This window comes from Planctomycetia bacterium (assembly GCA_015075745.1).
Lineage (GTDB): Bacteria > Planctomycetota > Phycisphaerae > UBA1845 > UTPLA1 > UTPLA1.
In genome coordinates this window covers 640239-666282 of the sequence record JABTTW010000002.1, presented here as the reverse complement: position 1 = coordinate 666282, position 26044 = coordinate 640239, and the positions used below count along the sequence as shown (strand labels likewise).

The window sequence follows — 26044 nt, the reverse complement described above, 5'->3', positions numbered from 1 at the left end:
CCCCGGTTTTCCGGGCCCTTTCTTGTATCAGTGACACTTCGGCAGGATGGGTCGAAGTCGGCTGCCGGAGTGGCAGGTACGGCCGGCCTGTGACTTAGCCAATCCTCGTCATAACTGCCTGTCGCAGCGTATCTTAAAGTATTCCAAGACGATCTCCCTCTGCGGCACAGGCATTGCTCTAACCCTTAAAAGAGACGTTTCGCCCGGCGCGCCGGGTGCGTACTGAGAGATTTCGTAAAACCCGACTGATTCGCACTGCCACAGGAGGCGTACATCGATGGGTGCAAAGCAACTGACGTTTAATGAAGATGCCCGGACAGCACTTTTGGCGGGCGTGGAGAAGTTGGCCGCGGCGGTGAAATCCACCCTGGGCCCGCGCGGTCGCACGGCGATCCTCGACAAGGGCTGGGGCGCACCGACGGTGACCAAGGACGGCGTCTCGGTCGCCGAGGAGATCGAGCTTACCGACAAGTATGAGAATCTCGGGGCGCAGCTGGTGAAGGAGGCTTCGACGAAGACCTCCGATGCCGCGGGCGATGGCACGACGACGGCCACGGTTCTCGCCGAGGCCATCTTCAAGGAAGGGCTCCGCTGCGTGGCGGCCGGCAATGACGCGATGGCGGTCTGCCGGGGCATCGAGAAGGCAATCACGAAGATCACGGAGGAGTTGAAGGAACTCTCCCGCCCGGTCAAGGCCGACGAGAAGAACGTCGAGGACATCATTCGCGTCGCTTCCATCTCCGCGAACAACGATCGCGAAGTCGGTGAAATGCTCGCCGACTGCTTCAAGCGAGTCGGCAAGGACGGCGTTATCACCATCGAAGAGGGCAAGAGCCTTGAAACGACCGTCGAAGTGGTCGAAGGCATGCAGTTCGACCGCGGCTATCTCTCGCCGCATTTCGTGACGAATCCAGATGAGATGGAGTGCGTGCTGGACAAGGCATTCGTACTCGTCTTCGAGGAAAAGATCAGCAACGTAACCAAATTGGTCCCGCTCCTTGAAAAGGTCGCCAAGACCAAGCGGCCGCTTCTCATCATCGCCGAGGATGTCGAGAGCGAGGCGCTCGCCACGCTCGTCGTGAACAAGCTGCGCGGCATTCTCCAGGTCGCCGCCGTCAAGGCGCCGGGCTACGGAGATCGTCGCAAGGCCATGCTCGAGGACATCGCCGTTCTCACCGGCGCGAAGGCCATCTTCAAGGATCTCGGCGTTGAGCTCGAAAACGTCGCCATCACCGATCTCGGCCAGGCCAAGAAGCTCCACATTGATGCCGACAACACCACGGTCATCGAAGGGGCGGGTTCCTCGAAGGACATTCAGGGCCGCATCAGCCTGATTCGCAAGGAAATCGAAGGCACGACCAGCGACTACGATCGCGAGAAACTCCAGGAGCGTCTGGCGAAGCTCGCGGGCGGTGTTGCCCAGATTCATGTCGGCGCGGCCACTGAGTCAGAGTTGAAGGAGAAGAAGTCACGCTACGAAGACGCCCTGCACGCGACCCGCGCGGCCATTGAAGAGGGCATTGTCCCCGGCGGCGGCGTGGCACTCGTTCGTGCCCGATCCGCTTTGGACAAGCTCAAACTCAAGAGCGAAGGCGAGCAATTCGGCGTTAACGTCGTCCGAAAGGCCGTCACCGCGCCGTTAATGGCAATCGCGAAGAACGCCGGACTGGAACCGGGCGTGGTTCTTCACAAGGTCGAAGCCAAGACCGGCAATTTCGGGTTCAACGCCCTGACCGAAGAATACACCGACCTGGTGAAGGACGGCGTGATCGACCCGACCAAGGTCGTTCGCACCGCTCTGCAAAACGCCGGAAGCGTGGCGAGGATTCTGCTCTCAACCAACTGCTGCATCACGGAGAAGCCCAAGTCGAAGGACGACGCGGGCGCCGGCGGCCACGATCACGGCATGGAAGACGAGATGGGTGGCATGGGCGGCATGGGTGGCATGGGCATGGGAGGAATGGGCGGCATGGGTGGCATGGGCGGAATGATGTAACGTCTGCCGTTGAGTGTCAGAAAACGACGAGTGCAACGCATTCTTGAATAAGCAAACATATGGAGTAGACCAAGTCATGGCACGCTTGAATTTGAATCCGTTGGATGATCGGATCGTCGTCGAGCAGAACGTCGCGGAGGAGCGAACAGCGGGCGGCATTCTTCTGCCCGACAATGTCAAGGAGAAGCCGACGCGCGGCAAGGTCATGGCGACCGGCCCCGGCAAAATGCTGGACAGCGGCAATCGGGCGCCGATCTGCGTCCGGGTCGGCGACGAAGTGATCTACGGCAAGTATTCCGGCACCGAAGTGGAAGTGACCGGCAAGAAGTACACCGTCCTCCGCGAGAGCGACGTGCTGGCGGTAGTCGAGAAGTAAGCGAAGCGGAGTCGACAGAGGAGTCGCCTGCCGCTTCGGTCGTGCGCTCCCAAGACAACAGATCGAGGAAAAAATATGGCTGTCAAGCAAATGCTATTTGATCAGCGCGCCGCCGAAAGCGTCGTATCGGGGCTTTCGAAGCTGGCCGCGGCGGTCAAGGTGACCCTGGGGCCGACAGGTCGAAACGTGCTCCTGCAGAAATCCTGGGGCTCGCCGCGCGTGACCAAGGACGGCGTAAGCGTCTCCAAGGAGATCGAGCTTCCGCAACCGTTCGAGAACATGGGCGCCAAGATGGTCAACGAAGTCGCCAGTAAGACGAGCGACGTCGCCGGTGATGGTACGACCACCGCCGTCGTTTTGGCCGAAGCCATTTTCAAGGAAGGCCTCAGGAACGTGGCCTCCGGGGCGAACCCCATGCTCCTCAAACGGGGCATCGACAAGGCCGTTGAAATCGCCGTCGATCAGATCGCCAAGATGTCCATCAAGGTCAAGGGTTCAGACGACATCACCAAGGTGGGCACGGTCAGCGCCAACGGCGATGAGGCCATCGGCAAGATGCTCGCCGACGCCATGGAACAGGTCGGCAAGGAAGGCGTCATCACCATCGAGGAAGGCAAGAGCCTCGAAACCGAGAAGCGCGTCGTCGAGGGGATGCAGTTCGACAAGGGCTACATCTCGCCGTACTTCATCACCAATGCCGCGGAAATGGAATGTGTCCTTGAGGACGCCTACATTCTTATCTGCGAAAAGAAAATCAGTTCGCTGCGGGATTTCGTCCCGCTACTTGAGAAAATCGTCACGGCCGGCAAGCCGCTGCTCGTCATCACCGAAGACCTCGAGGGCGAGGCCCTCGCGGCGCTCGTGGTCAATCGACTCCGCGGCATCCTCAAGTGCTGTGCCGTCAAGGCCCCGGGCTTCGGCGATCGCCGCAAGGCGATGCTGGGCGATCTGGCCGTCGTGACCGGCGGCGAGTTCATCAGCGAGGATCGCGGCCTCAAGCTCGAGTCCCTGGAACTCAATCAGCTCGGTCGTGCCGAGAAGATTATCATCGACAAAGACACGACGACGATCATCGAGGGCGCCGGAAAGCAGAGCGATGTCAAGGCCCGAGCCGATCAGATTCGCGCCCAGATCGAGAAGACCACCAGCGACTACGATCGCGAGAAGCTCCAGGAGCGCCTTGCCAAGCTGACCGGCGGCGTCGCGGTGATTCGCGTCGGCGGTGCAACCGAGACCGAGGTCAAGGAACGCAAGGACCTCGTCGACGATGCCTTCCACGCCACGAAGGCCGCCATGGAAGAGGGCGTTGTTCCCGGCGGCGGCGTAGCGCTGCTTCGCTGCATCGAGCCGATCAAGAGCGCCGCCAAGCATGCTGAAGGCGACGAGCGAACGGGCATGTTGCTCGTGACACGCGCTCTGGAGGGGCCGACGCGGCAGATCGCTGACAACAGCGGCAAGGACGGCGCGGTCATCGTCGCGGAGATTCTCGAAAACAAGGGCAGCTACGGTTACGACGCCAGGCGCGGCGAGTTCTGCGACATGATCAAGCAGGGTGTCATCGATCCGGCCAAGGTCGTTCGGTGTGCCTTGCAGAACGCCGCGAGCGTCGCCGGCGTGCTTTTGATGACCAATGTCATGATCACCGAGTTGAAGGACAAAGACCAGGAGAACGAAATCCCCGGTTCTGTCCGATAGAACCTTTAGTGAGCCCAAGCGTTAATGGATTCGGGACGGGGCTAACGGGCTCCGTCCCGAACCTCGTTTAGGCGGGAACTCGGCGTCACTTCACGCTGAGTCTATTGAGCAAAAATGCCGGTGGCTTCAAAAAGAGACTACTACGAAGTGCTCGGCGTCTCGAAGAACGCGACGCCCGACGAGGTCAAGCGCGCTTATCGCCAGGCCGCGATGAATTACCATCCCGATCGCGGCGGCGACGCGGAGAATGAAGGAAAGTTCAAAGAGGCCGCCGAGGCCTACGAAGTCCTCTCCGATCCGGATAAGCGCGGGCGATACGATCGCTACGGTCATGCCGGCCTGGGCGGCGCGGCGATGCACGACTTCTCGCACATGCGCGCCGATGACATCTTCAGCGTCTTCGGAGACATCTTCGGAGATTTCTTCGGCGGCGGCGGTGCGGGGCGGGCCTCGCGCGGCGTGGACCTTCAGACCGAGTTGTTCATCACCCTGTCCGATGTCGCCCGCGAGACAGAGAAGCAGATCGAATTCACCCGCCGGGACTATTGCGACACCTGCGGCGGAAAAGGCGCTGAGCCGGGCACCGAAGTTAACACGTGCTCGACCTGCGGCGGATATGGGCAGGTGGAGCGAACCAGCGGGATGGGGCTCTTTTCCTCCCGTGTGGTGACGGCTTGCCCGGACTGCCGCGGCAAAGGCTCAACCTTCACCAAGGCATGCTCGGATTGCAAAGGGTCCGGCCGCGTTGCCAAGCACCGAATCGTCACCGTCAAGGTGCCGGCGGGCATCCACGACGGCCAGGCGATACGTCTTCGAGGCGAGGGAGAGCCGGGCGAGCAGGGCGGGTCGCGCGGCGACCTTCATTGCTACATTCGGGTGCAGGACCATCCGTTCCTGCAGCGGCATGGGCATGACCTCTTGTGTGACGTTCCACTCAGCTTCACCCAGGCTGCGCTGGGTACGAAGATCGAAGTCCCCACGCTCACCGGCAAGGTGGAGGTCTCCATCCCCGCCGGTACGCAGCATGGCGAGATGCTGCGGCTCTCAAAAATCGGCCTGCCGGACATGCGCTCACGGCGAGTTGGGGACCAGATTATTCGCGTCCTCGTCGAGATCCCTCAGCGGCTGAGCAAGAAGCAGGAAGAGCTGCTCCGCGAGTTTGCCAAGACCGAAGACATCCGCGTTATGCCGGAGAGTAAGGGCTTTCTCGATCGACTAAAGGAGTTTCTCGGGACCATCGCCGATTAAAAGGGGGCAGGTCGACTCGGGCGCTTATAGAATACCGAATGATGCTCAAGGCGGAAGAGAAGAAGAAAATTGTAATGCCGACTGACGATGAGATGATGAGAGACTCCCCATACGGGGCTGAGTCCAGTTCCGAAGCAGGGAGCGGCGCCTCAGCAGCCAGGATGTCGACCGAGGCAGGGGAGACGGAAGCGTCTTTGAGAGCTCAGCGCGACGAGCTTCAGGACAAACTGCTGCGTGCCCAGGCGGAATGCGCAAACATTTCCAAGCGCATGCATCAGCAGAACGTAGAGGCCGTGAAGTACGCCGGAATGAGTCTGGCACGGGAGGTTCTCCACGTCGTTGATAGTCTTGATCGTTCCCTGGCGGGCTTTCAATCGGGCGCAGCGGACGGTTCGGTGCTGGACGGCATCAGGCTGATTGCCGATCAACTGGCGAAGGTCCTCAGCGACCATGGCATCAAGCCGATCGAATCGGTCGGGCACCCGTTCGATCCGATGCGCCATGAAGCGATGATGTCTGATTATGAGTCCGACATGCCCGTCGGAACCGTGACGGCCGAGTACCAGCGCGGTTACATGATGCACGATCGAGTGCTTCGGCCGGCCAAGGTCGTGGTCGCTACGAAGAAGGCGGACGAGGAACCGGACAGCGCATAAGATGCTGGCGGAGAATCCGCATCGGGAGTCCTTTTCATGCCGACATATGACTATGAGTGTAAAAAGTGCGGCGCCAAGATGGAAGTCTTCCAGTCCATCAAGGCGCGCCCGCTTTCCAAGAGCCACTGTCCGGTTTGTGACGCAGCGCGCCCGGTACGAAGGCTGATAGGCACCGGCGGCGCCGTCCTCTTCAAAGGCTCCGGCTTCTACCAGACCGATTACCGCAGCGCCGGCTACAAGGAAAAGGCGAAGTCAGAGACCGAATCCGCGAAACCGGCGCCGGCCAAGTCCGAGACGAAAAGTTCAGCCCCCGAGTCCCCCAAGCCGGCCAAAGCCGATTCGCCGAAGAAGCCCAAGACTTCCTGACGGCGCGCTCGCTCAGTCGTTGGCCGCGCTGTCGCTCTGTTGCCTTCGGCGATCCAATTCCTGCCTTAATGTTTCGATTGCGTCGGCCGCCGCCTCATTGGCGGAATTCGTCGCCAGCGCATGTTGAAACTGAACCATCGCCGCATCCTTCTCACCGATGGCCAGCATGGAGAAGCCCTGTTCGAGGTACTGCGCATCGTAGGGCGGTCCCAACTGCGCTTCCCGCGGCACCGGCGTAAAGCGCCTGCTCGAGTCCAGCGCACTCCCGTCAAGAGTGCTTGCCGGTATCAGGTTGAGCCCCGGAAATCGCGATGCGATCTCCTTCGCCGGTCTGATCGGCTGCACCAGCAGGTATTGTCCGTCACCCAGGTCTGCCGCAAGCGTCGCGATCCCTCTTCGCGCCATGAGGATTGCCGCGCATTCCAGGGCCGGGTGTCCGGCCGGCAAAATAGGGTGAACGATATCAAACGACCAGAAGTCCACACCCGCCCGGGCCACGTATTCGCGGTCTGCCATTTTTTGATGGGCCATGATCTTCCAATCGGTCTCGCGCGCCTGCGTCCGGGCTACGACGCGATCGGTCAGCCCCAGTCGATCCAGCACCCGCAAGTCGCTGTAGTAGGGAATCGCCCCGACACAACTGATCGCAAGATATGTGTTGCGCGGGAGTCGTCCATCGCTTACGAGCTCCGCCAGCCGCCGGCCCTGTCGCTCGACCGTCTGAAAGAACGCCGCGTGTTCCTCCTGGCGCAGTCCGACGAAGTGGCTGCTCAGTTCGATGTACAGATCGTTGTAGGCCGACAGGTAGTCGCCCAAAAGCGGAACACGGAAGAACCCCGGGAACTTCCCGCGCGAGATCAGATCGCGCGATTGATCGGTCCGCGGTGTCAGTCCGGGGAAGCCGGGGCGGTAGTCCTTCGGAAAAGACAGGTGCGAAAGTGTCGGGATCAGCGTTCCAAGGAGGATGGTCGCCGCGCAGTAGAGGGCCGTAAGAGCCCGTACGGCGATCGGGCCCTTTATCGCGACGGCGCCGAAGTACAGAAGCACGGCAATGAGCGGGATGTAGAGATCCACCGGGCGATACTCGAAGTGATCTCCCCCGATCGCGGCGACGTACACCCCGTGCGGGACGATCGCCGCGAGAAGCAGCAGCGCGATCTCGCTGCGGCCCCTTCCGGCAAGATGCCACGCGCCGATCACGATCAGCGGTAGCCAGAGAAATGCCGCATACTCAAAGGCAAACGTGGCGAGATAAATGGCCCCTTCAAACCACCAGGTTTGTCCGTCCACCTTTGCGTAGTAGGTATTCGGCAGCCAGTCTCCATAGTAAAACCTGCGAAACAGATAGTGCCCGCCGACGATTCCAATGTAAACGAGCAGCCAGATCAGGATCGGCCGAAGCCGAATCAGTCGCCGCCTGACCTGCACAAGGAGTCGCACACCAATGATCGCGCAGGAAATCAGAAGCCCGTCAGGTCGAGTTAAGGTGCCCAGCGCAAGGAGAAGGGCGCTTGATGGTAATCGCCGATTCTCGGTCGCGGCATTCATCTCCCGGACGGTGGCGATCAGTCCCGCGACGATGAACACCTCGAACAATCGCGTCTCAAGACCGCCGGTTGCCCATACCGCGAAGCTTCGGTTCAAGGCCAAGAATCCAGCCGGCACGGCTAGCCATGCGGGATGGACGCCCGCCGACGACGTGTCCCGGCAGAACCGAAGAACGAGGTACAAGAGCACGATCGTCGCTGCGATGGAGAGCGGACGAGCGGCAATCTCCGGAACCGCGCCGATCACTTTCCCCGCCGCAAGAATCAAGACCCACAGAAAATTGGTATAGCCTTCAACGCGCTCATGGCCGGGGTTGAACACGAGCCCGTCGCCGTTCGCCAGATTCCGGGCATAACGAAACGATATGAACGCGTCGTCGCACAGGAAATTGTAAACGGCGACATGACCCAGCAGGACGAGGCCCGCAACGATGAAGATCGCCCAGAATCCGAATCGACCATTTCCCAGTGGGCCGTTGCTTGCGTTCGGCAAGTCATCGGATCGAGTTGCATGAGTCTTGGCCATGTTCGCTTGAGAGTCCTCGGCTTCCATTTTCCGCCGCGATGCGCTCAAATAGCGATTCTACCGGGGAAGTTCCTGCTTGAAACGCGGCGCAGTTCGCCTATGTTGATTCCGACCCGGCGACTTTGGCGTGACGCCCAGGAGTCGTGCCGGGTTGCGTTTGATTCGAGGCCGCCCTGAATTGCAGCAACCCGAACGCTTGTCCCTCTTCGCCCTTCGCATGAGGCAGCGCGCCGTCGCTCGACGGGTGCGCGCCGTGTGGATCACTCTGTGCATCGGACTACCACCGTCGCTCGCAGTCGAATCATCGCACGCGATGGATGGCTTGGACCGCATTCGCGATCGCGGCGAACTTGTCTGGGGCGCGGATCAGGAAGGCGGCGGGCCGTTTGTCTTCCCCGACCCGGACCATCCCAGGGTGCTCCGGGGCTTTGAGGTTGATTTGGCCGCGTTGCTCGCCGCGGAGCTGGGCGTGCGTCCAAAGTTCTACCAGGCGGACTGGACCACGCTTCCTGAGTTTCTCGAAAACCGCGCGATCGACGTCGTCCTCAACGGATACGAGTGGACGCCCGGCCGCGCCGAGCGGATGACATCCACGCGGCCGTACTACATCTATCAGTTGCAGCTCATGGGTCGCGAGAGCGAGACGCGGTTTCGTTCGGTTGACGACTTGTGCGGTGCGGGGGCCGGCAGGCGATACAACGTCAGTGTGCTCGGCGGATCGGCCCCGGCCCTGTACCTGCGCGAGCATTGTTCCGACCGGGTGAAACTCGTTGAATACGACGGCAATACCAATGCGATGATGCAGGTCGCCGCAGGCGTGCATGACGCCACGTTTCAGGATTTGCCCATTGCCGTCTTCTATCGAACCCTTCCGCAAGCCCGCGGGCTCAAGTTCATCGGTGAACCGGTCGGTCGCGGTTACTACGTCATGTACGTTCGAAAGGGCGAGGTCCGGCTGGCCGAAGCGCTCAATGGCGCGCTGGCTGATCTCATAACAGACGGCAGGCTCGAGCAGGTCTATGATAAGTACGGCCTGTGGAACAACACCCAGGCAGGGCTGGCGACGGCAACGCTCGACACGACCGAGCATCGCGGCCATCGTGGTCTCGCCGCGGTGCGTCAATACGGGCCGATTCTCGGGAAAGCTGCGGGCATGACTTTGCTCCTTTCCGTGGCATCCATGCCCATTGCCATCGTGATCGGCCTGCTCGTTGCCCTCGGCCGCCTCTATGGGCCGGCGATTCTGCGAGCCCCGCTCGCGATTTACGTCGAAGTCCTGCGCGGCACGCCCGTTATACTGCAGTTGTACGTCATCTATTTTCTGCTGCCCAAGTTCTTGCACATCAGCTTCAATCCGGTCATGGCCGCGATCGCTGGTTTGGCGATTAATTACTCGGCCTACGAGGCGGAAATATATCGAGCCGGCCTGCAGGCCATCCCGCGCGGGCAGATGGAAGCGGCACTGGCACTGGGATTGACGCGCGGCACGGCCCTTCGCCGCATTATCGTTCCGCAGGCCGTGCGGATCGTCATCCCGCCGGTGACCAACGATTTCATCGCCCTGTTCAAGGATACGTCAATCTGCTCGGTGATCGCGGTCGTCGAATTGACCAAGCAGTACAACATGCTCGCAAACAACACGACGGCGATTCTCGAAGTCGCCGCCATGACGGCCCTGCTCTATTTGGCGATGAGCTACCCGCTCTCGCTCGTGGCGCGGCGCGCCGAGGCGGCCCTGAGTGGCGAGAGAAAGCACGTTTCCGTCGGTTAAGCGACGGTTGGCGACGCGGAATAATCCCGATCCGATCGGCCTTGCGCTTTGAGGTTGTCGATGATTCACATAGAAGGCGTCCACAAGCGATTCGGGCAGTCGCCGATTCTTCGCGGTGTCACGCTCACCGTAGAGCGCGGTCAGACCGCGGTTATCATTGGTGAATCGGGTGGCGGCAAGAGTACGTTATTGCGTTGCATCAACGCGCTGGAAAAGTTCGATCAGGGCCATATCAAGGTCGGCGACCTGACCCTGCGGCCCGGCCTTTCAAATGGCGACGATCACAAGTTGCACCTGCAACTCCGTCGTCGCGTCGGAATGGTGTTCCAGCAGTTCAACCTGTTCCCGCATTATTCCGCCCTGCAAAACGTCATGACCGGCCCCATCCACGCACTGGGCTTGTCGCGCGATGAGGCCGCGGCTCGGGCCCGCGCACTCCTGGAGCGCGTGGGGTTGAAGGACAAGCTCGACGCCCGGCCGGCAACGCTCTCTGGCGGTCAGCAGCAGCGCGTCGCCATTGCCCGAGCGCTGGCGAATGAACCGGCGGCGATTCTCTTTGACGAGCCGACCAGCTCCCTCGATCCGCGAATGACGGCCGAAGTGCTCTCCGTCATGACTGATCTCTCCCAGGCAGGCCAGACGATGATTGTTGTCAGCCACGCCATGGGATTTGCCCGCCGGACCGCGCATGTGGTTCACGTCTTGGTTGGCGGTCGGGTGATCGAGAGCGGCCCGCCCGGCGAGGTGTTTGACTCGCCCCGCCATGCCAGCACCCGAGAGTTGCTCGCGGAGGCGGAGTCTTGAGCAGGCGCCGAAGAATCGAGGCGACTGCTCCGAAGCCAGCGCCGCCGCAGGCGCCGCCATCGCCTGATCGCGCCCCAATCCTGATCGCCGCCGCCGTTGCCCTGATCACGTTTGTCGTCTTCCTTCCATCCCTCGACAACGACTTCAACTACGACGACGACGAGATGATCCTCCGCAACGATCACTATCGCGGCTTCGGTGCCGAGAATCTGCGATGGATGTTCACGACCTTTCACATGGGCCACTACCAGCCGCTTACCTGGGTGTCGCTGGCCGCGGACCATGCCCTGTGGGGAATGAACCCGCGCGGCTACCACACGACGAATCTCATCCTGCACAGCCTGAGCGCCGCGCTCGTGTTTCTAATTGCGAGGATGATTTTCAAAGGCCTTACATCTCCAACGACCGGCGGCATGGCAATCAGCATCGGAGCTGCCGCCGCCGGCCTGCTCTTCGCCCTGCACCCGCTGCGGGTGGAGTCCGTGGCCTGGATCACCGAGCGCCGCGACGTGCTGAGCTCGTGCCTGCTCCTGGCCTGCTTGTGGATGTATCTGCGAGCCCGGCAATGCGAAGCCACTGATCGACGTCGCGCGTGGCTCGCCGGCGCCTTCGTGGTCTATGTGGCGTCACTGCTGAGTCGCGCCATGGGCGTCACGCTTCCCATCATATTGCTCGTCATCGACTGGTACCCACTTCGGCGAATCGGCTGGGACCGCGGCTGGTCCAGCCCTAACGCACGGCGCGTGATCCTTGAGAAACTGCCGTACTTCGCGGCGGCCCTCGTCACGGGCGTCGTCGCGATTGAAGCGCAGCGCGACGTCGGAGCTGCGATCGACCTCGTCTATCTCAATGTCGCAGAGCGCGCGGCAGTCGCCTGCTACGGACTGGTGTTCTATCTCTACAAGTCGCTCTGGCCGCTGCAACTTGCGCCGTTCTACGAATTGAGGTTGCCCGTCGATCTCGCGTCGCTCAAGTACGTCTTGAGTGCATCCATCGTTGTCGTCATCGCGGCACTGGTGATCAGTTTTCGAAAAAAGTACCCGGGCCTGCTGGCTGTTGCCATTTGCTACACCGTGCTTCTGCTTCCCGTTCTGGGCATCTTCCAGAGCGGCCGACAGGAGGTCGCCGACCGCTACAGCTATCTCCCCGGTCTTGTCCTCGCCCTGGGCCTCGTCGGCGGTGTCTGGAAGTTCCTAATTGGCAAGCGGTTACAGCTCAGGCAGGCGGCAATGGCCCTTCCAATCGCCGTCCTACTCGCCTGGTGGTCGACGCTCACCTGGCAACAATGTGAAGTCTGGCGTGACCGGGTGACACTCTGGCGGCACGGCACTCGCGTCGTCCCCACATCCTACCTCGCTCACTACAACCTGGGCTGCTCCGAGGGCCTCGTGGGCAATCACGCGGAGGCAATCGAAGCCTTCCGAACCTGTCTCGAGTTGAACCCCGCGTACACCAAGGCGCTCTTCAACATGGGGAACTCCTTCCAGATGCTTCAGCGTGACGCGGATGCGCTCGATGTCTACACCAGGGCGATCGCCGTCAACCCGAACGACGCCTTGTCCTACTATGAAATGGGAAACGTTTACCTGAGAGCCGGCCGTTCCGATGATGCGCTCGCGGCATTCCGCAAAGTGACGGAGCTGCGCCAGGACTATCCCCGGGCAAACGTCAATCTTGGTGCGGTCCTCGCCCGTCGTGGCGACCACGCCGCCGCAATCGAGCAGTTTCGAACGGCAATCAGATTGAACCCCGACCTGCGCGACGCACACTACAATCTCGCCATATCCCTCGAGGCGACGCGCAAGGACGATGAGGCCGCAATTGAATACCGCACGGCGATTCGAATCGATCCAGATTTCCCCGATGCCCGGGTCAATCTCGCGAATATTCTCGTCCGCACCGGCCTGGTGGATGAGGCCATCGAACAGTATCGGGCAGCCCTGCGAACGAACCCATCCCACCCCGAAGCGAAGGCAAATCTGAATCGCCTGTTAATGAGGCTCGGCGGCGTCAATAAGCCATCCGGTCAGTCTCGCTGAATCAATCGCAAGAGACCCATGAGATCCTCGAATTCGTTGTCGGGCTGGTGCGTGCCGATGTCGTGGATGCGATGCGCCCGATTCAGCCAGCCGTTTCGGATGCCTGCGATAATCGCGCCGCCGATGTCGCTGTGCAGCGAGTCGCCGACATGGATAACACGGTCGCGCCGCCAACCGGTCTCAGAAAGGGCCAGTTCGAAAATCTCCCGGTTCGGCTTGTAAGATCGCGCATCCTCCGACGTGACAACACAATCGACGCGGACGCCGTGCCTGCCCAGCGCCTCGATGATGTCCTCGCGATCGGCATTGGACACGATGCAGACGGGGTACCGCACCGCGTCAAGAAACTGTCGCACCTCCGGCTGAAGCGGGGGGTTCTCCCAATAATCCTTGAGTTGACGGGCATAGGTTGGCGCGTGGACCTCTGTCCCCAGTGCCTGCATGGTGTCGCTCAGCGTTTGAATCTCCAGATCGAAGAGCGTCTTGAAGTTCTTACCCGAGGCGAAGTCCAGCGAATTGAGAAACCGCTCGCCCCATGTAACGCTCAATTCATAGGCGCTGATGGAGAGCCCGGCGTCCTGCACGATGTTCGCACAGACGGACTCGACCGCATGCCGGTCGCCGGCGGTCAGCGTACCGTAGAAATCCAAAAAAATCCCGTCGAGTTCCATGCGCCTCACCTCTTCGCCCGGCATGATAGCGGATATGTCATGCGTTCACTTCCCCACGCAAAACCGGGCGAACACGCGACCCAGCAGCGATTCCGTGTCCTCTTGGCCCACAAGCGCCGCGAGGGCATTGGCCGAAATGTGAAGCTCGGCCGCGACAAGGTCTGCGTTGCCCAGCGAGCCCCGCGATTGTCCGGCAAGCTCGATCGCCCGTCGAGCGGATTCGAGGGCCTGCTCCAGGGCCTCACGATGCTGAGCCATCAGGGCGATGGCGTCCTCATGGGTGTCCACCTCACGGTCGCTTAGTGTCGCGCTGATTCGCTGACATAAGGCGCGACAACCATCGCCCGTCAGCGCACTGATCAGCAGGACGTCGGCGGCCGCCGCGGCATCGCGAATCTCATGCTTATGAGCCAGTAGATCGGACTTATTGATGACGCGAATGCACGGCGTCGATCCCACTTCCGTAGGCTTAGCAAGAGCGAACAGCCCTGCCAAGCTCTCAGGGCTCACATTCTCGTCAAGCGCGGAGCCGTCCAGGACCATCAGCACAAGATCGGCGGATGCCATGGCCTTCCGCGCCGCAAGCTGCGCCGTCATATCCAATCCATCGCGCGGAACGCCCAGCCCTGCGGTGTCAACCAGAAGACACTCCAAATCATCGATCGTCATCGGCGCGCTGACCACGTCCCGGGTCGTCCCGGCGGTTGGCGTACAGATGACGCGGTCAATACCGGTCAGTTGATTCAATAGGCTCGACTTGCCCGCGTTGGGCGGTCCGGCGAGGCACACAAGCGGAAGGCGATCCCACCGCTCCATGCGCAGCCCGGAAGCGGCGGTGGCCTCCAGCCTCGCAACGACCCCGTTGAGCCGTTCGCAAAGGGCCTCGGCGGTGATGAACTCGATGGGTTCCTCCGCAAAATCAAGTGCCCCTTCAACAAGCGAGAGAAGATCGGCGATCTCCTCGCGCGCCTGCGCCGCCGTGCGGGCCAGTTCACCGTGCAGCAGTCGCGACGCCGCGCGCAACTGCCGATCCGAACGTGCCGCGATCATTCCCGCGACGCCGTGAACCTGCGACAAGTCCATCGCTCCTGCGAGGAAAGCTCGCGCGGTGAACTCACCCGGCTCCGCAAGGCGGGCTCCATCGCGAAGGCACGATTCGACCAACATTCCCAGGACAGATGGAGCGCCAAGTAAATGAAACTCCGCCATATCCTGACAGGTGTAGCTGCGAGGTGCGCGGAAGACATGAACGTGGCCGGGCAACTCCGATCCGTCGACGAGGATACGGCCGCACAGCACCTCGCCGCCCTCCGCCGCCGCGATCAGCCTTCGATCGGCAGATGAGAAATGCTCGGATGCGATCTCAAGAGCCCGATCGCCCGATAGCCGGACAATCCCCCTCCAACCCGCTCCCGGCGGCGAACTGATGGCCACAATCGTGTCGTCGAGGTTCATGCTGACCGCGTCAGTTGCGGGCGGATACGACTTCCTGGGCGGCGGCCGTCCATCGAGCGTTCTTCGCGGCCGACTGATCCTTCAAAGCCGGCAGCCCGTGCGGTATTGCCTTGCCGTCTTCGTCGACTGTGCAGAAAAGAAACGTGCCGGTGGCGACCGGCTTCTGGTCTTCTTTGGGTTGCACCTTGTAAGCGTCGATGCGAATGCCGATCGTGGACTCACCAACATAATCGACGCGGCCCACAAACTGGACCATGTCACCGATTCGGGCGGACGACCTCATCGAGAGGCTGCGAATCGACATAAAGACAAGAGATCGCGACTCCGCGAAGCAGTTCTGCGCCGTCAGGTAAGCCATGTGGACGCACCATTCAACACATCGCCCGCCATAGAGCGTCTTGTGATGATTCAGGTCCTCGCCCTTGACGAGGTGCGTGTTGGTCAGCGTCTCGTAAGGATGGTCCGGTGAGGGCATGCGTCTATCCTGAGTCTTGGCCGCAATGGCTGGTGCGCCGTTGGAATCGAGTATAACGTCCGGACCCTGCTCCGTCATCGCGTCGATTTGTACAGTTGATGCCACTGGGAAACGCTGAGTTGTTCCGGACGGGCGCGAGGGTCAATGCCCGCCGCTTCCAAAGCCCCTTCGCCATTCGCCAGCTCAGGCCGCCGCTTGATTAAATGCGACATGGTCTTGCGCCGGTGCTGGAAAAAGCCGCGGACGAACTGGGCGAATTCTGACGGTGGTCCCGCCGGTCGGGCGTCCGCGGAGCAGGGGTCCAGTCGGATCATGGCGGACTCAACCTTTGGACGTGGCCAAAAAGCCTCCGCCGGCACACGCGCAATCCGGGTTACCCGCGAAAGGGTCTGGGCGATGATCGCCACCGCGCCGTAATCGGACGTATCAGGCGCGGCCGTGAAGCGATCGCCCACTTCCTTCTGAACAGTAAAACAAAGCCGCGCGAGGGGGAGGTCCGACAGCAGCAGGTTGATCACGAGTGGCGTGGCAATGTCATACGGCAAATTGGCGACGAGCTTCAGGGTCTTGTGCCCATCGAGCATCGCGCCACGTACTCCGGCCAGCAGTTCCTCGCTCAGCGTGGATTTGCTCCGCAGGGCGTCCGCGTTGATCAGCGTGACATTGGTCCGATGGGCGAGGGCCTCTTCCGCGACGCGCAGGATATTGGTATCAATCTCGATCCCCAGTACCCGACCGCACCGGGCAGCGAGCAGATTCGTCAGACTTCCGGTGCCGACGCCGACCTCGATAACGCAGTCGTTTCGCGACAGTTCCGCGGCATCTACGAGCACTTGCATGAGATTCGCGTCAATCAGAAAATGCTGACCGTGACGCTTTCGCGGTGACAGGCCGGCCTCATCGAGGAGCTTCCTGATGTTCGTAAGCGATTGGGCTGTAGGAATGGGGCCGTCGTTTGGCAATGCGTGTGCTCCCGCGAAGTTGGGATTATAGTGCGCACACTGAATTAATTGGAGCCCGACCGTGGGCATGGCTGAGCGGACAGGCGTGTTCATTGTTCGCCGCATTGGGGTGAGGGCGGTAGGCGGAGAGCGAAATGGAATCACACGAAGTGCTCAAGGAAGCCGCCGAAAAGGTCGGCGTCAAGGCGTTGGCCGCCGAGTTGCGACTCAGTCCGGCGCTCGTCTACAAATGGTGCGAAGAGTCGGAAAGCGATGACCCCGATGCCAGCGGCGCGCGCAATCCTCTCGATCGCATCAGAGAGATCGTCCGCGTCACTTCGCACATTCCCGTGGTCAGTTGGCTGTGCCACGAGGCGGGTGGTTTCTTTGTTCACAATCCTGAGGAGCAAAGCGCGAACATCAACACAGACCTGCTCCAGTCGACCCAGCAACTGGTGCGCGCCTTCAGCGAGCTCCTCAATGAGGTGAGCGACGCCGTGGCCAATGACGGCCACATCGAGGCGGACGAAGCGGACCGAATCCGTCACGATTGGGAGCTGCTCAAGACAAACGCAGAGACTTTCGTCGTCGCCTGCGAACGCGGCGTATATCGCGAATCCAGAATGAAATAGAGTTCGAGGGGAGCAGATGCGGTCACGCTCGAAATCTTTTCCCATTCGCCTCGCCGCCTATCTTGGGTTACCGCTGCTGTTTCTGTGCTGCGGGGCGATGCTGTTCGGGCTTGCGCTTCCCGGTTGCGAGGACGGCATGAGCACCGGCGAGGCTCGAACCATCAAGTATTCGGGCGGCGAATACAATCGTGGCTACCGCGATGGCATGAGGGAGGCCAAGGAATCCTGGATGGATGATCATGCCGGCTGGGCGTGGCTGTGGATCATGGATAAGGAATACGGCCAGGGATATGATCGCGGCTGGAAGGATGGGCGAGCGAGCATTGATCTGGAGCGCAAGCAGCAGACTAGCGATGACCGCGCCGACCGTGACGCCCTGAGCAATGATGGCAATTGAACTCGGCCCGATTCTGGCCGATCGAAAGGCATTCATGAAAGTGCACGAAGAACAACGAGGATCGGCCAAGGTCGTCTTTCTAAATGGTTCGATGACCGGGGGAGACGATCGCGACTGGGTCGAACCGGTCACCAAATTACTGGATGAAGGCAAAGGCGGCGTCATTCTTGAAATGTCCCAGGTCAGCTACATCAGCTCCGCAGGCCTCGGCGACCTGGTGCGCATCACCGCCCTTGCGAATTCACAGGGCGTCAAGTTCATGCTTGCGGCGGTCAGTCCTTTCGTTGAGGCTGTGCTCAAGACGACCCATCTGGACAAGTTCTTCGACGTGTCCAGGGATCTTGATTCAGCATTGGCGAAGATTGATTAGAACAGCAGTTCGTGCTTGGGTCCGGCAAGAGGCACAGGACACGAACATCGTCGCGAGGCCTGCCTGAATGGAAGCCGCATCGATTGATGGACCGGGGCGAGTCGGCCGATTACCAATTGCCTGTTCCATCATCCTGCTGCTCTTAATGCGCGGCGTTGCGCTCGCCCAGTCGGAGTCGTCCGACGAATCATTGCCACAACACAATGCCGACAGCAATCTCCCAGTAACAAGTCAGCCTGCGGAAAGCTCCGCAAGTCAGCCCAGCGATCAGAAACCACCAAAGTACTATTATCACGCCAAGGCGATGTCCACGAGCCGCAGCGAGGAACCGGCGTCCTACGCCAGGCCCATTAGCGAGTGGGGTTACGACCCGCTCGAACCGGTCGATTGGTTGCTCTTCGGTGTGGAACAGCGAACAAGATATGACTACTTCGACGACGACTACACCAAGGACCTGACACGCAGCCAGCCATTCCTGATGCGATCTCGGTCTTTCCTGGGGATTCAGGACATCCTCGATCCCTTTCGATTCGGAGTTGAGTTCCAGGATTCTCGCGCGTTTAACACCAAGTTTCCCGACTCGACGCAGGATGTGAACGAGAACGATTTTCTTCAGGCGTACGCCGAGCTGTACTTTAAGGACGCCGCCGGCCAGGGACAGCCGCTGAGCTTTCAAGTGGGCCGGCTGGCAAATGATTATGTCGATCGCCGCCTGCGTAGTCGAAATGGCTACCGTAATACGACGAATGCCTTTGATGGTTTTCGCCTGCGCGCCGGCGACCAGGAATCACTTTGGGAGCTGGAATTCTTCGCGGCCCAGCCCGTGGCCATTCGGCCGCGGCGATTTGACCATGGTGACGAGCAGCGATGGCTATACGGTCTCGTTGGTGCATGGCGCGGCTGGGCGCCAGTGACCACCCTTGAACCGTACTACCTGATTCTGGACAACGACCGCCGCGGTTGGGATCAAAAGGACATCGAACTTCATACATTCGGCCTGCGGGCTTACGGCGATATACCCAAGACCCGGTTCGATTACGACGTCGATGCCGCCTTTCAATATGGTCGCAATCTTGGACTATCTCATCGGGCCCTGGCAACTCACACCGAGTTGGGCTACACCTTTGCCCACAAATGGAAGCCACGGCTCGCGGCCTGGCTCAATTACGCCTCCGGGGATCGATCGCCGAACGATGGCGTTCAACAACAATTCAACCGGTTGTTCGGCTCGTCGAACGGCCATTACGGCAGCACCGATTTCTTCGAGTGGTCAAACATGCTTTCGCCGGCGATGGAGATTCGCATTGAGCCGGATTCCAAAACGCAGCTCTCATGCGTCTATCGAGCCAATTGGCTGGCGAGCAAGCGGGATGCCTGGATTCGTGCGGGAAGAGTCGATCCCGAGGGCCACAGCGGGCGGTTCATCGGCCACGAGATCGACCTCTTGGCGAGACGGAAGATCACGAATCTGCTGACCGTCGAGATCGGGTACGCCCATTTCATACCCGGCAATTTCGTGGAGCAAACCGGTGAGGCGCCGGACAGCGATCGATTCTTCGTAAGCACCGTACTTCGATTCTGAAGATGTCGGGCGCGATAGAGTACTCCGCTCCACGGTGAAACGCGGCGCCGAGTCCAGATTTATCGATCGGTCGGTCCGGCGACTTAAGCGGCCATGTACAGGCTGCCGCGTTCGCCCTTGAGTTTCTTCTTGCGCACTTTGCCAGCTTTGAGCAGCATATTGATGATGTTGTAGCTGCTTCCCGCTCGATTTTCTGACTTCCAATGCTTGGCGATTTCCGCGCCGGAGGCGCCGTTGCGGTTGCCCTTGGAGATGAAGCTCAGGATGGACTGAGTACCGCTCGTTGGATACTTTCGTCGTTTGCGTCGGCCGCCGATCTTTGCGGAGGCTTTGCCCGGCGGTCGTCCGCGGCGCTTCCCGCGCGTGACGCCACTCTTGCCTGGGTCTATACCCAGTTCGCTCAGGGTGGCGTCGATTTCCTGGATGGCGGCCAGATGGGACTGTCGCTCGGCTTGGAGCTTGCGGAGAAGTGATTGCAGTTCGGTCAGTACTTTTCGAGCCATTCTGTCAACTCCAGTAACATAGTATTGCCTCCTGTATCTCTGCGCATACCCTACACGATCCGGTGGAAGTTGTCATCACTCATAAGCACGACATTGGTATAAAATCGATACCAATTAGCCCGCGCAACATCGGGCGGGCTTAGTCGTTGGGAGTTTCTCGGCTCAGTACGTCTTTCTTGTAGATTCGCGTCTCCAGCGGTTTTACCCATTCGGTCCAGTCGCTCTCGGCATTGCGCGCATCGCGGATCGCCGAAAAGGCCATGTTCAGCTTCGCGTCGATGTTGTCCAGGTAGTGAATGAGGATCGCCTCGGGGCAGGCGGGCAGCTTCGGACTGCCGAACTCATATTGGCCATGATGGGAAAGAACAATATGTGTCAATAAATTCTGCAAGTCCGCCGGGAACGGTTGGCCGGTCTCGTCTTCCACCTCGGCGGCTTTTCGGTCAATCCAGATCGAGGCCTGCACGATGTGCCCCACCAGTTGCCCGGGCGAGGTGTAGGTGAAATTGGTGTCATAGGTCAACTCCACCGTCTTTCCGATGTCGTGAAGGAAGAGTCCGGCGAGGACCAGGTCGCGGCTGACCTGCGGATAGTGACTGTCCTTTTCGTCAGTCGCGCCGAGAATCCGCGTGGCCATTTCCATCAGGCTGAGGGTGTGCTCGAGGAGGCCGCCGACGAAGGCGTGGTGATTGGCGACGGCGGCGGGGGCCTTTTTGTAGCCCGACACGATGCCCTCGTCTTTCACGAACTGTTTGATCAGGGCCAGCAGGCTGGGATGCTTGATGGTTCGCAGGATCTCCAGCATCCGGGCCCACATCTTGTCGACGTCGTAGGCGGAGCTGGGGATGAAGTCGCCGACCTCGACCTCGTTCTTCTGGGCGGGCTTCATGCCGTCGACGATGAACTGCAATGCGCCTTTGTAGCTCTCGGTCCGGCCGCGAATGCGCAGAAAGCCGCCCTCGGGGATGGTGTCGTACTGGGCCTGGGTGGCGCTCCAGATTCGGCCGAGGAGCTGGCCGGTTCGATCGGCGAGGACCAGGTGGATGTAGAGGCCGCCGTTGGTGGTGGTGCGGAGGTCCTTCTTCGCGATGAGAAAGACCTGATCGGCGACCTGTTCACCGGGCTGCAACTGGTCAATGAATCGTCTTGGCGACGGTTCGGTGGTCTTGCCGATGGCCATTTTTTTCTCCCTGTGGCGCTCGTGGTATCGTCCGCGCGGGCAATATAAGGGGAACGTCGTCGAGTCGCCATGCGGTCTGAAGGCAGGATCGGCGTCGTGGGACGGGCAAAACGCAAGGTGACATAAGGTGACACAAGGGCTTCGGGGATTGTGCCAACGCTTGTGGCGGTCGTGGGTTGGGGTGGTTCGCGATTTGGGTGGTTTTTGGGCGGAAACGTCGAAAAGTCGAAACGTCGAAACGTCGAAATTTTGAGCGGCGGCGATGCGCGGGGGCATTCGAGAGGGTCCAGGAAAATGTAGAGGCGGCGGTACTGATTGGGCCGGCGGTTGGTGTTGATTGCGATTGGGGGTCCGGATTTTCTGGTACCGCTTGCTGACGCGCGCGGCTCGGATCGGGGGCGGCGACGTTTGCGTAAATCCTGCAAAATCGAAGGTGACATAAGGTGACACAAGGGCTTCGGGGATTGTGCCAACGCTTGTGGCGGTCGTGGGTTGGTGGTGCGCGCCCGCGAAAACTGGACGGCGCGCCCGGAAAACTGGACGGATTTCGAGCGCGCGGAAAGGGCCGGCCCGCTGGGCCAGCCTTTTTGCGTCCACCTTCGATGTCGCCTCGAACGGGCCTCGCGGCCGCGTCGAGGCCCGCTCTATGACACGGCCTCGGGGCCGTATATCTGGCCGACCGGGCCGAGCCCATCCAGCACAAAATCAACGCTTTGCACCGCCGGCTCATAGAGCCCGGCTCGCTTGCTGAACACCTTGCACCGATAGACGCCGTCTTCGCCAGCGATCCTCACCTGGCCAACACGCCCAGCGTAGGGAACGTCGGGCACGATGATTTCGCCGCCCCCGCTGAGGGCAGTCAGTTCTACGCCGAAGCTGTCGGCGATCGCCTCGCCGACGAGCTCGTCGTATTCCCACTTGATGTCAGCCTCACCGCCAACCAACGGCGTCACACGCAACGTGTGCACCGGGGACGGTATCAGCGACGGCGATCCGGCCCCATCCGTCTTGAAGGCAATGCGGACCGGCTCTGAATAGCCGGACCGATTGAACGCCATCACCATCAGGTGATGCTGCGTGTCCGGGGCCAAGACGAGCAGGTCGAGGAACTCGTTCCATTGAATCTCGGCCGCCGTCAACCTGGCGATCGGCGCATCAGTCGATATCTGTGGCGGCGCAACAGCACGCAGCCACACGACGTAGCCGCCGAACCGCTTCCAATTGAGCACTGCATCAGGCAACGTCAGGGATCTCCAGTCGTACCTCGACCCATTTCAGATAGAGCTTCTGTGAAACGCCGCTGCGAGCAGCGTCGGGCAGGAGCGTGAGCTGAATGTCGAGGTCATCACCATACTGAATGTTGTCTCGCGTTACTCCGGCCGGGATCACGATCTCACCAAAGGCAAGCTCGGACGCTGACGCGGGGAATGCCAGCAACTGCCCGTTGACGGTTGTGCCCCATGAGTTGGTCGCAGCATCGTCGCCCATGCGTCGGGAGTCACAGCGTGTCGTGAACTGAAAGGGCCCGTTGGTGTAGCCGGTGTGCATCCACCAGGCGATGACCAGGTCGGCCGTCGAGACCAGTTCATCGAAGATTCGGCCGCAGCGAATCAGGACCGACTGTGGCTCCGTATCGTCGAGACTCATCTCCATCAGCTGGGGCGAGTTGACGGGCTGCTCAATCGCCGGCAAGGGCGAGCCGCCCCAGGGTACCAGGAGCTCGGCGGGAATCGTCTTCTGCAGGAGCAATGCGGGCACAGGTTCCTCCTAGTCGAAGTCCAGGGCCTGGGACGTGATCTTGCCGGCGACCGCTGTGACAAATTGCAGTGTCGAATCGCCAGATAGCGTCACGTCGATCGTGAGCTTGCCCGTCGAGTCGGTGAAGTGAACGTACTTCTTGTTCGCGGTAATCTGCTGCCACAGGGTGCCATCCACCAGGGCGATCGTCGGCGTAAGAATTGTGACGGCTGCTGAGTCCACCGAACTCGAAAGCACCCACGACACCATGCCGGCACGAGCAAGGTTGTTACCCTGCGCGTCCTTCATCTGCACCGTCACGCGGATGACATCCGATGCCTCTGCGCCCGCGCTGACTGAAAATCCCGCGATTTCATCGACGACGGCGTCGGCCAGCTTGGCCGCGGTGACGGCGCTGCTCGCGATCGTCAACGCGCCGGAGAAGGCAAGCGTGGCGTCGCCGCTCACATCGACTGCGGCGGGCGTTCCACCAATGCCGCCGACGAAAATCTTGCCACTGGCCAGCCCGGTCCATGTCGGCTCGCCGCTCCCGCCGCTCACGAGGAGTTGGCCAGACGTTCCAACCGACGTGGCCGCGATCGTGTTCGCGTCAGACTGGTAGGTAACAGCGCCCGCGCTGCCGGCGGTGACGCTGACACCATCGACCGCGTCGGCGTTGAGGTTCGCGACCTTCGTCGTCGATGCAATCGACATTGGAGCCGTACCCGTCGCAAGCGAGCTCGTAAACTGACTGGACGCAGATAGCGTTGTGAACGCTCCGCTGCCTGGCGTCGTGCCACCGATCGAAGTGGCGTCGATCGTGCCGCCGTTGATGTCGATGGTGGTGACGATGCCGGCATTGCTTACCGTGATACCCGACAGGCTCACGCTGCCGCCGGTGACGGTAAGACCGTTGTTTGCGGTCAGCGCGGTGAAGGTGCCAGACGCCGGCGTGGTCGCGCCGAGCGGCGCGCTGTTGATCGAGCCGCCGCTCACCGTGGCACCGGACAGGTCGATCGTCCCGGATGGCACGCGCAGTCCGCCAGACAGTTGCAGGCGACCAGCTCCGTCATTCGTGAGCGTCACCGGCGTCGCGGAGCCTGCGTCGATCTTGAAGGTGGTGGCGGTTGTGCCGGTGAGATTCATCACGTCGGCGATCGCGGCCGAGGCGCTGAGGGTGACGACGATGATCGCTGTAAGTTGTCGCGTGATTCGGTTCATTATGAATGCTCCATGATGACGGTTGCAGCGCCCTGTGACGGAGATCCACCGATCGCCAGGGTGGCGATGACCTCGGTCTCGGCGGCGTACAGGTGGAACGGCTGTGCGATGTACTTCTCGACGACGGTGAGGTTGACAAAGCCGGTCGCGACCAGCCGATCATCGTCGCCGGCGTCACCGTACTTGACGGTCGGCGTCACCCCGTCAAAGGGCGTCTCCACCACCGTTGTGATCCGGTGAATGCGGCCGCCCGCGCGCACCTTGCCGAGGCTGATGGTTCCGACGTCTTGATAGGTGAACGGCGTCTCGACGGTGAACACCTGGCCGGCACTCGAAGAAGCGCCGTGTCGATCGGTCATGCGCGTAATGTGATTGGGACGCCAGGGACCGGTCGCCGGCGCGGCGATTGCCGCAAGGATGATTGCGTGCGTCGTGGCCGGCAGCACTGCCCCGACTTCGATCGTCACGGTCTTGTCGGGTAGAAGGTTCGCCCAGATGTATCGCGTCGCGCCCGCAACCAGTCCGCCGATGCCGGTGCCGCCGGCATAGCTGTAGGTGAGTCCCCGGTGATCCTTCGTGAACGACGGCACCGAGAATTCCAGGTCGCCGTCCGTGTCCGCTTTGTAAACGTAGCCTTTGAACGTCGAGGACCATCGCCGAGATAGAAACTCAAGCATATTTAGGAAGTGCTGGCGATGATTGTTCGGCCCAGACGCCGTCGCCGGAGGAATCAATAGGCCGGCGAGCTCAGGCCTAGGCGTGTTGCTGAAGAACGTGAGCTCGTCGAACGATCCGCCATCCTGAAAGTACTGTTCGCTGAATAGTTGCTCAGCCATATGATCCTCACGCCGCCGCCGCAAACTCCGGAGACGGATCAAAAGTTGCCTGCAGAAAACCCGACGCCTCGACGACCGACAGACCGCTCGGCGGGCGCGGCGGGGCCTCCACGCGAAAGGCGAGCAGCGATCCGAACTCTGATCGTCGATTGCCCAGCGCATCAACGAGCAGCATCATGAACCGATAGTCGCCGTCGCGCAGCGGAAACGGAAACTTCCACGTCATGTAGTCGGTGCCGATGCCGAATGGCCCCGCGCAGAAAGGCCCGTGACAAAAGCCAAGCTCAAAATTCGAGCCGGCTCCGAAGAACGGAAACTCGTCACCGGGAAAGGCGCCGCCGAGCCAATGATGGTGACCGCCTCGCCACATCTGAATCGGACCGGCCAGTGGGTTCACGTAGTCGATCAAGCCGTCGCCGCCGCCAACGCCATCACCGTTCGGGGCGCGCGTCCCGTTCCACAGAATCACCACTCCCGCATCGGGCTCCACATCGTGCGAGCGCAGCAGCCGCAAGGTCGGTGTGCGATTGGTCACCAGAAAATCGGGGATGAGCGTCATGACGCGGCATCCTCCTGCGCGGCGAAGCGCCCGCCCGGACAAGCGAACGCGGGATTCTTCAGGTCAGCGGCGATCGATCGACCTATCAATCCGCAAGACCAGCCGTCGCCGGCGTGCTCACATCGCGGTTGGTCCGCGCCGTGCCCCAGGCACGCGCGAACTCGCAGCGTCAACACGCTCGCCGGCGAAGTACTCGCCGCGCGGGCGGGAGACCTGCCACCACAGCCCTTGCCCTGATTCACCGTCGCTTCGTTCCATCGCCGCGATTGAGCCGGGTCGGGATGCGGGCACGTCGCAGTCGGATCGGCAAGCATTCCCTTGAGGCGGCATGTGAGCGGCTGACCGTGGTCATCGGTCACGTGCTCGCAGGTGAGATACTCGCCATCCCCGACGAAGTCAGAGCATTCACACGCCATGCAGACGCGGTCGCGAGTCAGGATGTCGATCGCCTGCGTCGTCAA

26 protein-coding genes are annotated in these 26044 nt (G+C 61.0%); 13 read left to right on the top strand and 13 right to left on the bottom strand.

From position 1 onward, the window contains the following. The first annotated feature begins 277 nt into the window (after positions 1–277). The 6 genes from groL (HS101_16320) to HS101_16295 all read left to right on the top strand — a co-directional run bounded on the left by groL (HS101_16320) (position 278) and on the right by HS101_16295 (position 6337). Positions 278–1996, top strand: coding sequence for a chaperonin GroEL (groL, locus tag HS101_16320; GenBank protein ID MBE7507833.1), 1719 nt, complete (start codon positions 278–280; stop codon positions 1994–1996). Between the two features lie 76 nt (positions 1997–2072). Continuing rightward, on the top strand, positions 2073–2372 hold the full coding sequence (gene groES / locus HS101_16315; protein MBE7507832.1) for a co-chaperone GroES: 300 nt from the start codon (positions 2073–2075) through the stop codon (positions 2370–2372). Positions 2373–2447: 75 nt separating this feature from the next. Beyond that, a complete protein-coding gene (gene groL / locus HS101_16310; GenBank protein ID MBE7507831.1) occupies positions 2448–4067 on the top strand; it encodes a chaperonin GroEL in 1620 nt (539 codons plus the stop codon). Between the two features lie 114 nt (positions 4068–4181). Continuing rightward, positions 4182–5315, top strand: coding sequence for a molecular chaperone DnaJ (gene dnaJ, locus HS101_16305; protein ID MBE7507830.1), 1134 nt, complete (start codon positions 4182–4184; stop codon positions 5313–5315). A 74-nt stretch (positions 5316–5389) separates the two neighbouring features. Next, positions 5390–5971, top strand: a complete 582-nt coding sequence (locus HS101_16300) for a nucleotide exchange factor GrpE (GenBank protein ID MBE7507829.1) — start codon at positions 5390–5392, stop codon at positions 5969–5971. 36 nt (positions 5972–6007) lie between these two features. Continuing rightward, positions 6008–6337, top strand: a complete 330-nt coding sequence (locus HS101_16295) for a zinc ribbon domain-containing protein (protein MBE7507828.1) — start codon at positions 6008–6010, stop codon at positions 6335–6337. Positions 6338–6349: 12 nt separating this feature from the next. Here HS101_16295 and HS101_16290 read toward each other — a convergent pair whose 3' ends face one another. Beyond that, the gene (locus HS101_16290; GenBank protein MBE7507827.1) at positions 6350–8410 is read right to left on the bottom strand and encodes a hypothetical protein; all 2061 of its coding nucleotides are present in this window, start codon (positions 8408–8410) and stop codon (positions 6350–6352) included. 322 nt (positions 8411–8732) lie between these two features. Between HS101_16290 and HS101_16285 the strand changes: the two genes are divergently transcribed. The 3 genes from HS101_16285 to HS101_16275 are packed head-to-tail and all read left to right on the top strand — an operon-like array spanning position 8733 to position 13024. Beyond that, the gene (locus HS101_16285; protein MBE7507826.1) at positions 8733–10181 is read left to right on the top strand and encodes an ABC transporter permease subunit; all 1449 of its coding nucleotides are present in this window, start codon (positions 8733–8735) and stop codon (positions 10179–10181) included. Positions 10182–10241: 60 nt separating this feature from the next. Continuing rightward, the gene (locus HS101_16280; protein MBE7507825.1) at positions 10242–10985 is read left to right on the top strand and encodes an amino acid ABC transporter ATP-binding protein; all 744 of its coding nucleotides are present in this window, start codon (positions 10242–10244) and stop codon (positions 10983–10985) included. Then, complete coding sequence (locus HS101_16275) at positions 10982–13024, top strand: tetratricopeptide repeat protein (protein ID MBE7507824.1); 2043 nt, start codon at positions 10982–10984, stop codon at positions 13022–13024. The genes HS101_16280 and HS101_16275 overlap by 4 nt, the downstream gene beginning before the upstream one ends. Here the strand turns inward: HS101_16275 and HS101_16270 are convergent. The 4 genes from HS101_16270 to rsmA form a co-directional block, all read right to left on the bottom strand. Beyond that, positions 13012–13695, bottom strand: coding sequence for an HAD family hydrolase (locus HS101_16270; GenBank protein MBE7507823.1), 684 nt, complete (start codon positions 13693–13695; stop codon positions 13012–13014). The two genes, HS101_16275 and HS101_16270, sit on opposite strands and share 13 nt — an antisense overlap. A 45-nt stretch (positions 13696–13740) precedes the next feature. After that, the gene (locus tag HS101_16265) at positions 13741–15150 is read right to left on the bottom strand and encodes a tRNA modification GTPase (protein MBE7507822.1); all 1410 of its coding nucleotides are present in this window, start codon (positions 15148–15150) and stop codon (positions 13741–13743) included. 10 nt (positions 15151–15160) lie between these two features. Continuing rightward, entirely contained in the window at positions 15161–15625 is a 465-nt protein-coding gene (locus tag HS101_16260; protein MBE7507821.1) for a hypothetical protein, read from the bottom strand. Positions 15626–15699: 74 nt separating this feature from the next. Then, positions 15700–16587: a ribosomal RNA small subunit methyltransferase A gene (gene rsmA / locus HS101_16255; GenBank protein ID MBE7507820.1), complete on the bottom strand. Its 888-nt coding sequence runs from the start codon at positions 16585–16587 to the stop codon at positions 15700–15702. A 134-nt stretch (positions 16588–16721) separates the two neighbouring features. Between rsmA and HS101_16250 the strand changes: the two genes are divergently transcribed. The 4 genes from HS101_16250 (at position 16722) to HS101_16235 (ending at position 19547) form a co-directional block, all read left to right on the top strand. Continuing rightward, complete coding sequence (locus tag HS101_16250; GenBank protein MBE7507819.1) at positions 16722–17198, top strand: hypothetical protein; 477 nt, start codon at positions 16722–16724, stop codon at positions 17196–17198. A gap of 16 nt (positions 17199–17214) precedes the next feature. Then, positions 17215–17595, top strand: a complete 381-nt coding sequence (locus HS101_16245; protein ID MBE7507818.1) for a hypothetical protein — start codon at positions 17215–17217, stop codon at positions 17593–17595. After that, positions 17585–17965 carry an STAS domain-containing protein gene (locus HS101_16240; GenBank protein MBE7507817.1) on the top strand — a complete coding sequence of 127 codons (381 nt, stop codon included), beginning with the start codon at positions 17585–17587 and terminating at the stop codon, positions 17963–17965. The genes HS101_16245 and HS101_16240 overlap by 11 nt, the downstream gene beginning before the upstream one ends. A 67-nt stretch (positions 17966–18032) precedes the next feature. Further along, entirely contained in the window at positions 18033–19547 is a 1515-nt protein-coding gene (locus tag HS101_16235; GenBank protein MBE7507816.1) for an alginate export family protein, read from the top strand. Between the two features lie 83 nt (positions 19548–19630). Here the strand turns inward: HS101_16235 and HS101_16230 are convergent, their stop codons facing one another. The 8 genes from HS101_16230 to HS101_16195 all read right to left on the bottom strand — a co-directional run bounded on the left by HS101_16230 (position 19631) and on the right by HS101_16195 (position 26044). Continuing rightward, positions 19631–20050 carry a hypothetical protein gene (locus tag HS101_16230; GenBank protein ID MBE7507815.1) on the bottom strand — a complete coding sequence of 140 codons (420 nt, stop codon included), beginning with the start codon at positions 20048–20050 and terminating at the stop codon, positions 19631–19633. Positions 20051–20189: 139 nt separating this feature from the next. Continuing rightward, complete coding sequence (locus HS101_16225; protein MBE7507814.1) at positions 20190–21230, bottom strand: HD domain-containing protein; 1041 nt, start codon at positions 21228–21230, stop codon at positions 20190–20192. A 644-nt stretch (positions 21231–21874) separates the two neighbouring features. Further along, the gene (locus HS101_16220) at positions 21875–22471 is read right to left on the bottom strand and encodes a hypothetical protein (protein MBE7507813.1); all 597 of its coding nucleotides are present in this window, start codon (positions 22469–22471) and stop codon (positions 21875–21877) included. Next, the gene (locus HS101_16215) at positions 22464–22988 is read right to left on the bottom strand and encodes a hypothetical protein (GenBank protein ID MBE7507812.1); all 525 of its coding nucleotides are present in this window, start codon (positions 22986–22988) and stop codon (positions 22464–22466) included. Before HS101_16215 ends, HS101_16220 begins: the two co-directional genes overlap by 8 nt. A 9-nt stretch (positions 22989–22997) precedes the next feature. After that, positions 22998–24188: a hypothetical protein gene (locus HS101_16210; protein ID MBE7507811.1), complete on the bottom strand. Its 1191-nt coding sequence runs from the start codon at positions 24186–24188 to the stop codon at positions 22998–23000. Then, positions 24188–25024 (bottom strand): hypothetical protein, encoded by an 837-nt coding sequence (locus tag HS101_16205; protein ID MBE7507810.1) that lies wholly within the window; start codon positions 25022–25024, stop codon positions 24188–24190. The genes HS101_16210 and HS101_16205 overlap by 1 nt, the downstream gene beginning before the upstream one ends. 7 nt (positions 25025–25031) lie before the next feature. Next, positions 25032–25583, bottom strand: coding sequence for a hypothetical protein (locus tag HS101_16200; GenBank protein MBE7507809.1), 552 nt, complete (start codon positions 25581–25583; stop codon positions 25032–25034). After that, complete coding sequence (locus tag HS101_16195) at positions 25580–26044, bottom strand: hypothetical protein (GenBank protein ID MBE7507808.1); 465 nt, start codon at positions 26042–26044, stop codon at positions 25580–25582. Before HS101_16195 ends, HS101_16200 begins: the two co-directional genes overlap by 4 nt.

Bases quoted from the DNA above. Each gene is read 5' to 3' on its own strand.
- HS101_16210 (MBE7507811.1), bottom strand. From the start codon at position 24,188: ATGAACCGAATCACGCGACAACTTACAGCGATCATCGTCGTCACCCTC.
- groL (MBE7507831.1), top strand. From the start codon at position 2,448: ATGGCTGTCAAGCAAATGCTATTTGATCAGCGCGCCGCCGAAAGCGTC.
- HS101_16260 (MBE7507821.1), bottom strand. From the start codon at position 15,625: ATGCCCTCACCGGACCATCCTTACGAGACGCTGACCAACACGCACCTC.
- HS101_16245 (MBE7507818.1), top strand. From the start codon at position 17,215: ATGCGGTCACGCTCGAAATCTTTTCCCATTCGCCTCGCCGCCTATCTT.
- HS101_16250 (MBE7507819.1), top strand. From the start codon at position 16,722: ATGGAATCACACGAAGTGCTCAAGGAAGCCGCCGAAAAGGTCGGCGTC.
- HS101_16270 (MBE7507823.1), bottom strand. From the start codon at position 13,695: ATGGAACTCGACGGGATTTTTTTGGATTTCTACGGTACGCTGACCGCC.
- HS101_16200 (MBE7507809.1), bottom strand. From the start codon at position 25,583: ATGACGCTCATCCCCGATTTTCTGGTGACCAATCGCACACCGACCTTG.
- HS101_16230 (MBE7507815.1), bottom strand. From the start codon at position 20,050: ATGGCTCGAAAAGTACTGACCGAACTGCAATCACTTCTCCGCAAGCTC.
- HS101_16205 (MBE7507810.1), bottom strand. From the start codon at position 25,024: ATGGCTGAGCAACTATTCAGCGAACAGTACTTTCAGGATGGCGGATCG.
- HS101_16300 (MBE7507829.1), top strand. From the start codon at position 5,390: ATGCCGACTGACGATGAGATGATGAGAGACTCCCCATACGGGGCTGAG.
- HS101_16290 (MBE7507827.1), bottom strand. From the start codon at position 8,410: ATGGCCAAGACTCATGCAACTCGATCCGATGACTTGCCGAACGCAAGC.
- dnaJ (MBE7507830.1), top strand. From the start codon at position 4,182: ATGCCGGTGGCTTCAAAAAGAGACTACTACGAAGTGCTCGGCGTCTCG.
- HS101_16240 (MBE7507817.1), top strand. From the start codon at position 17,585: ATGGCAATTGAACTCGGCCCGATTCTGGCCGATCGAAAGGCATTCATG.
- groL (MBE7507833.1), top strand. From the start codon at position 278: ATGGGTGCAAAGCAACTGACGTTTAATGAAGATGCCCGGACAGCACTT.
- HS101_16265 (MBE7507822.1), bottom strand. From the start codon at position 15,150: ATGAACCTCGACGACACGATTGTGGCCATCAGTTCGCCGCCGGGAGCG.
- groES (MBE7507832.1), top strand. From the start codon at position 2,073: ATGGCACGCTTGAATTTGAATCCGTTGGATGATCGGATCGTCGTCGAG.
- HS101_16280 (MBE7507825.1), top strand. From the start codon at position 10,242: ATGATTCACATAGAAGGCGTCCACAAGCGATTCGGGCAGTCGCCGATT.
- HS101_16295 (MBE7507828.1), top strand. From the start codon at position 6,008: ATGCCGACATATGACTATGAGTGTAAAAAGTGCGGCGCCAAGATGGAA.
- HS101_16235 (MBE7507816.1), top strand. From the start codon at position 18,033: ATGGAAGCCGCATCGATTGATGGACCGGGGCGAGTCGGCCGATTACCA.
- HS101_16225 (MBE7507814.1), bottom strand. From the start codon at position 21,230: ATGGCCATCGGCAAGACCACCGAACCGTCGCCAAGACGATTCATTGAC.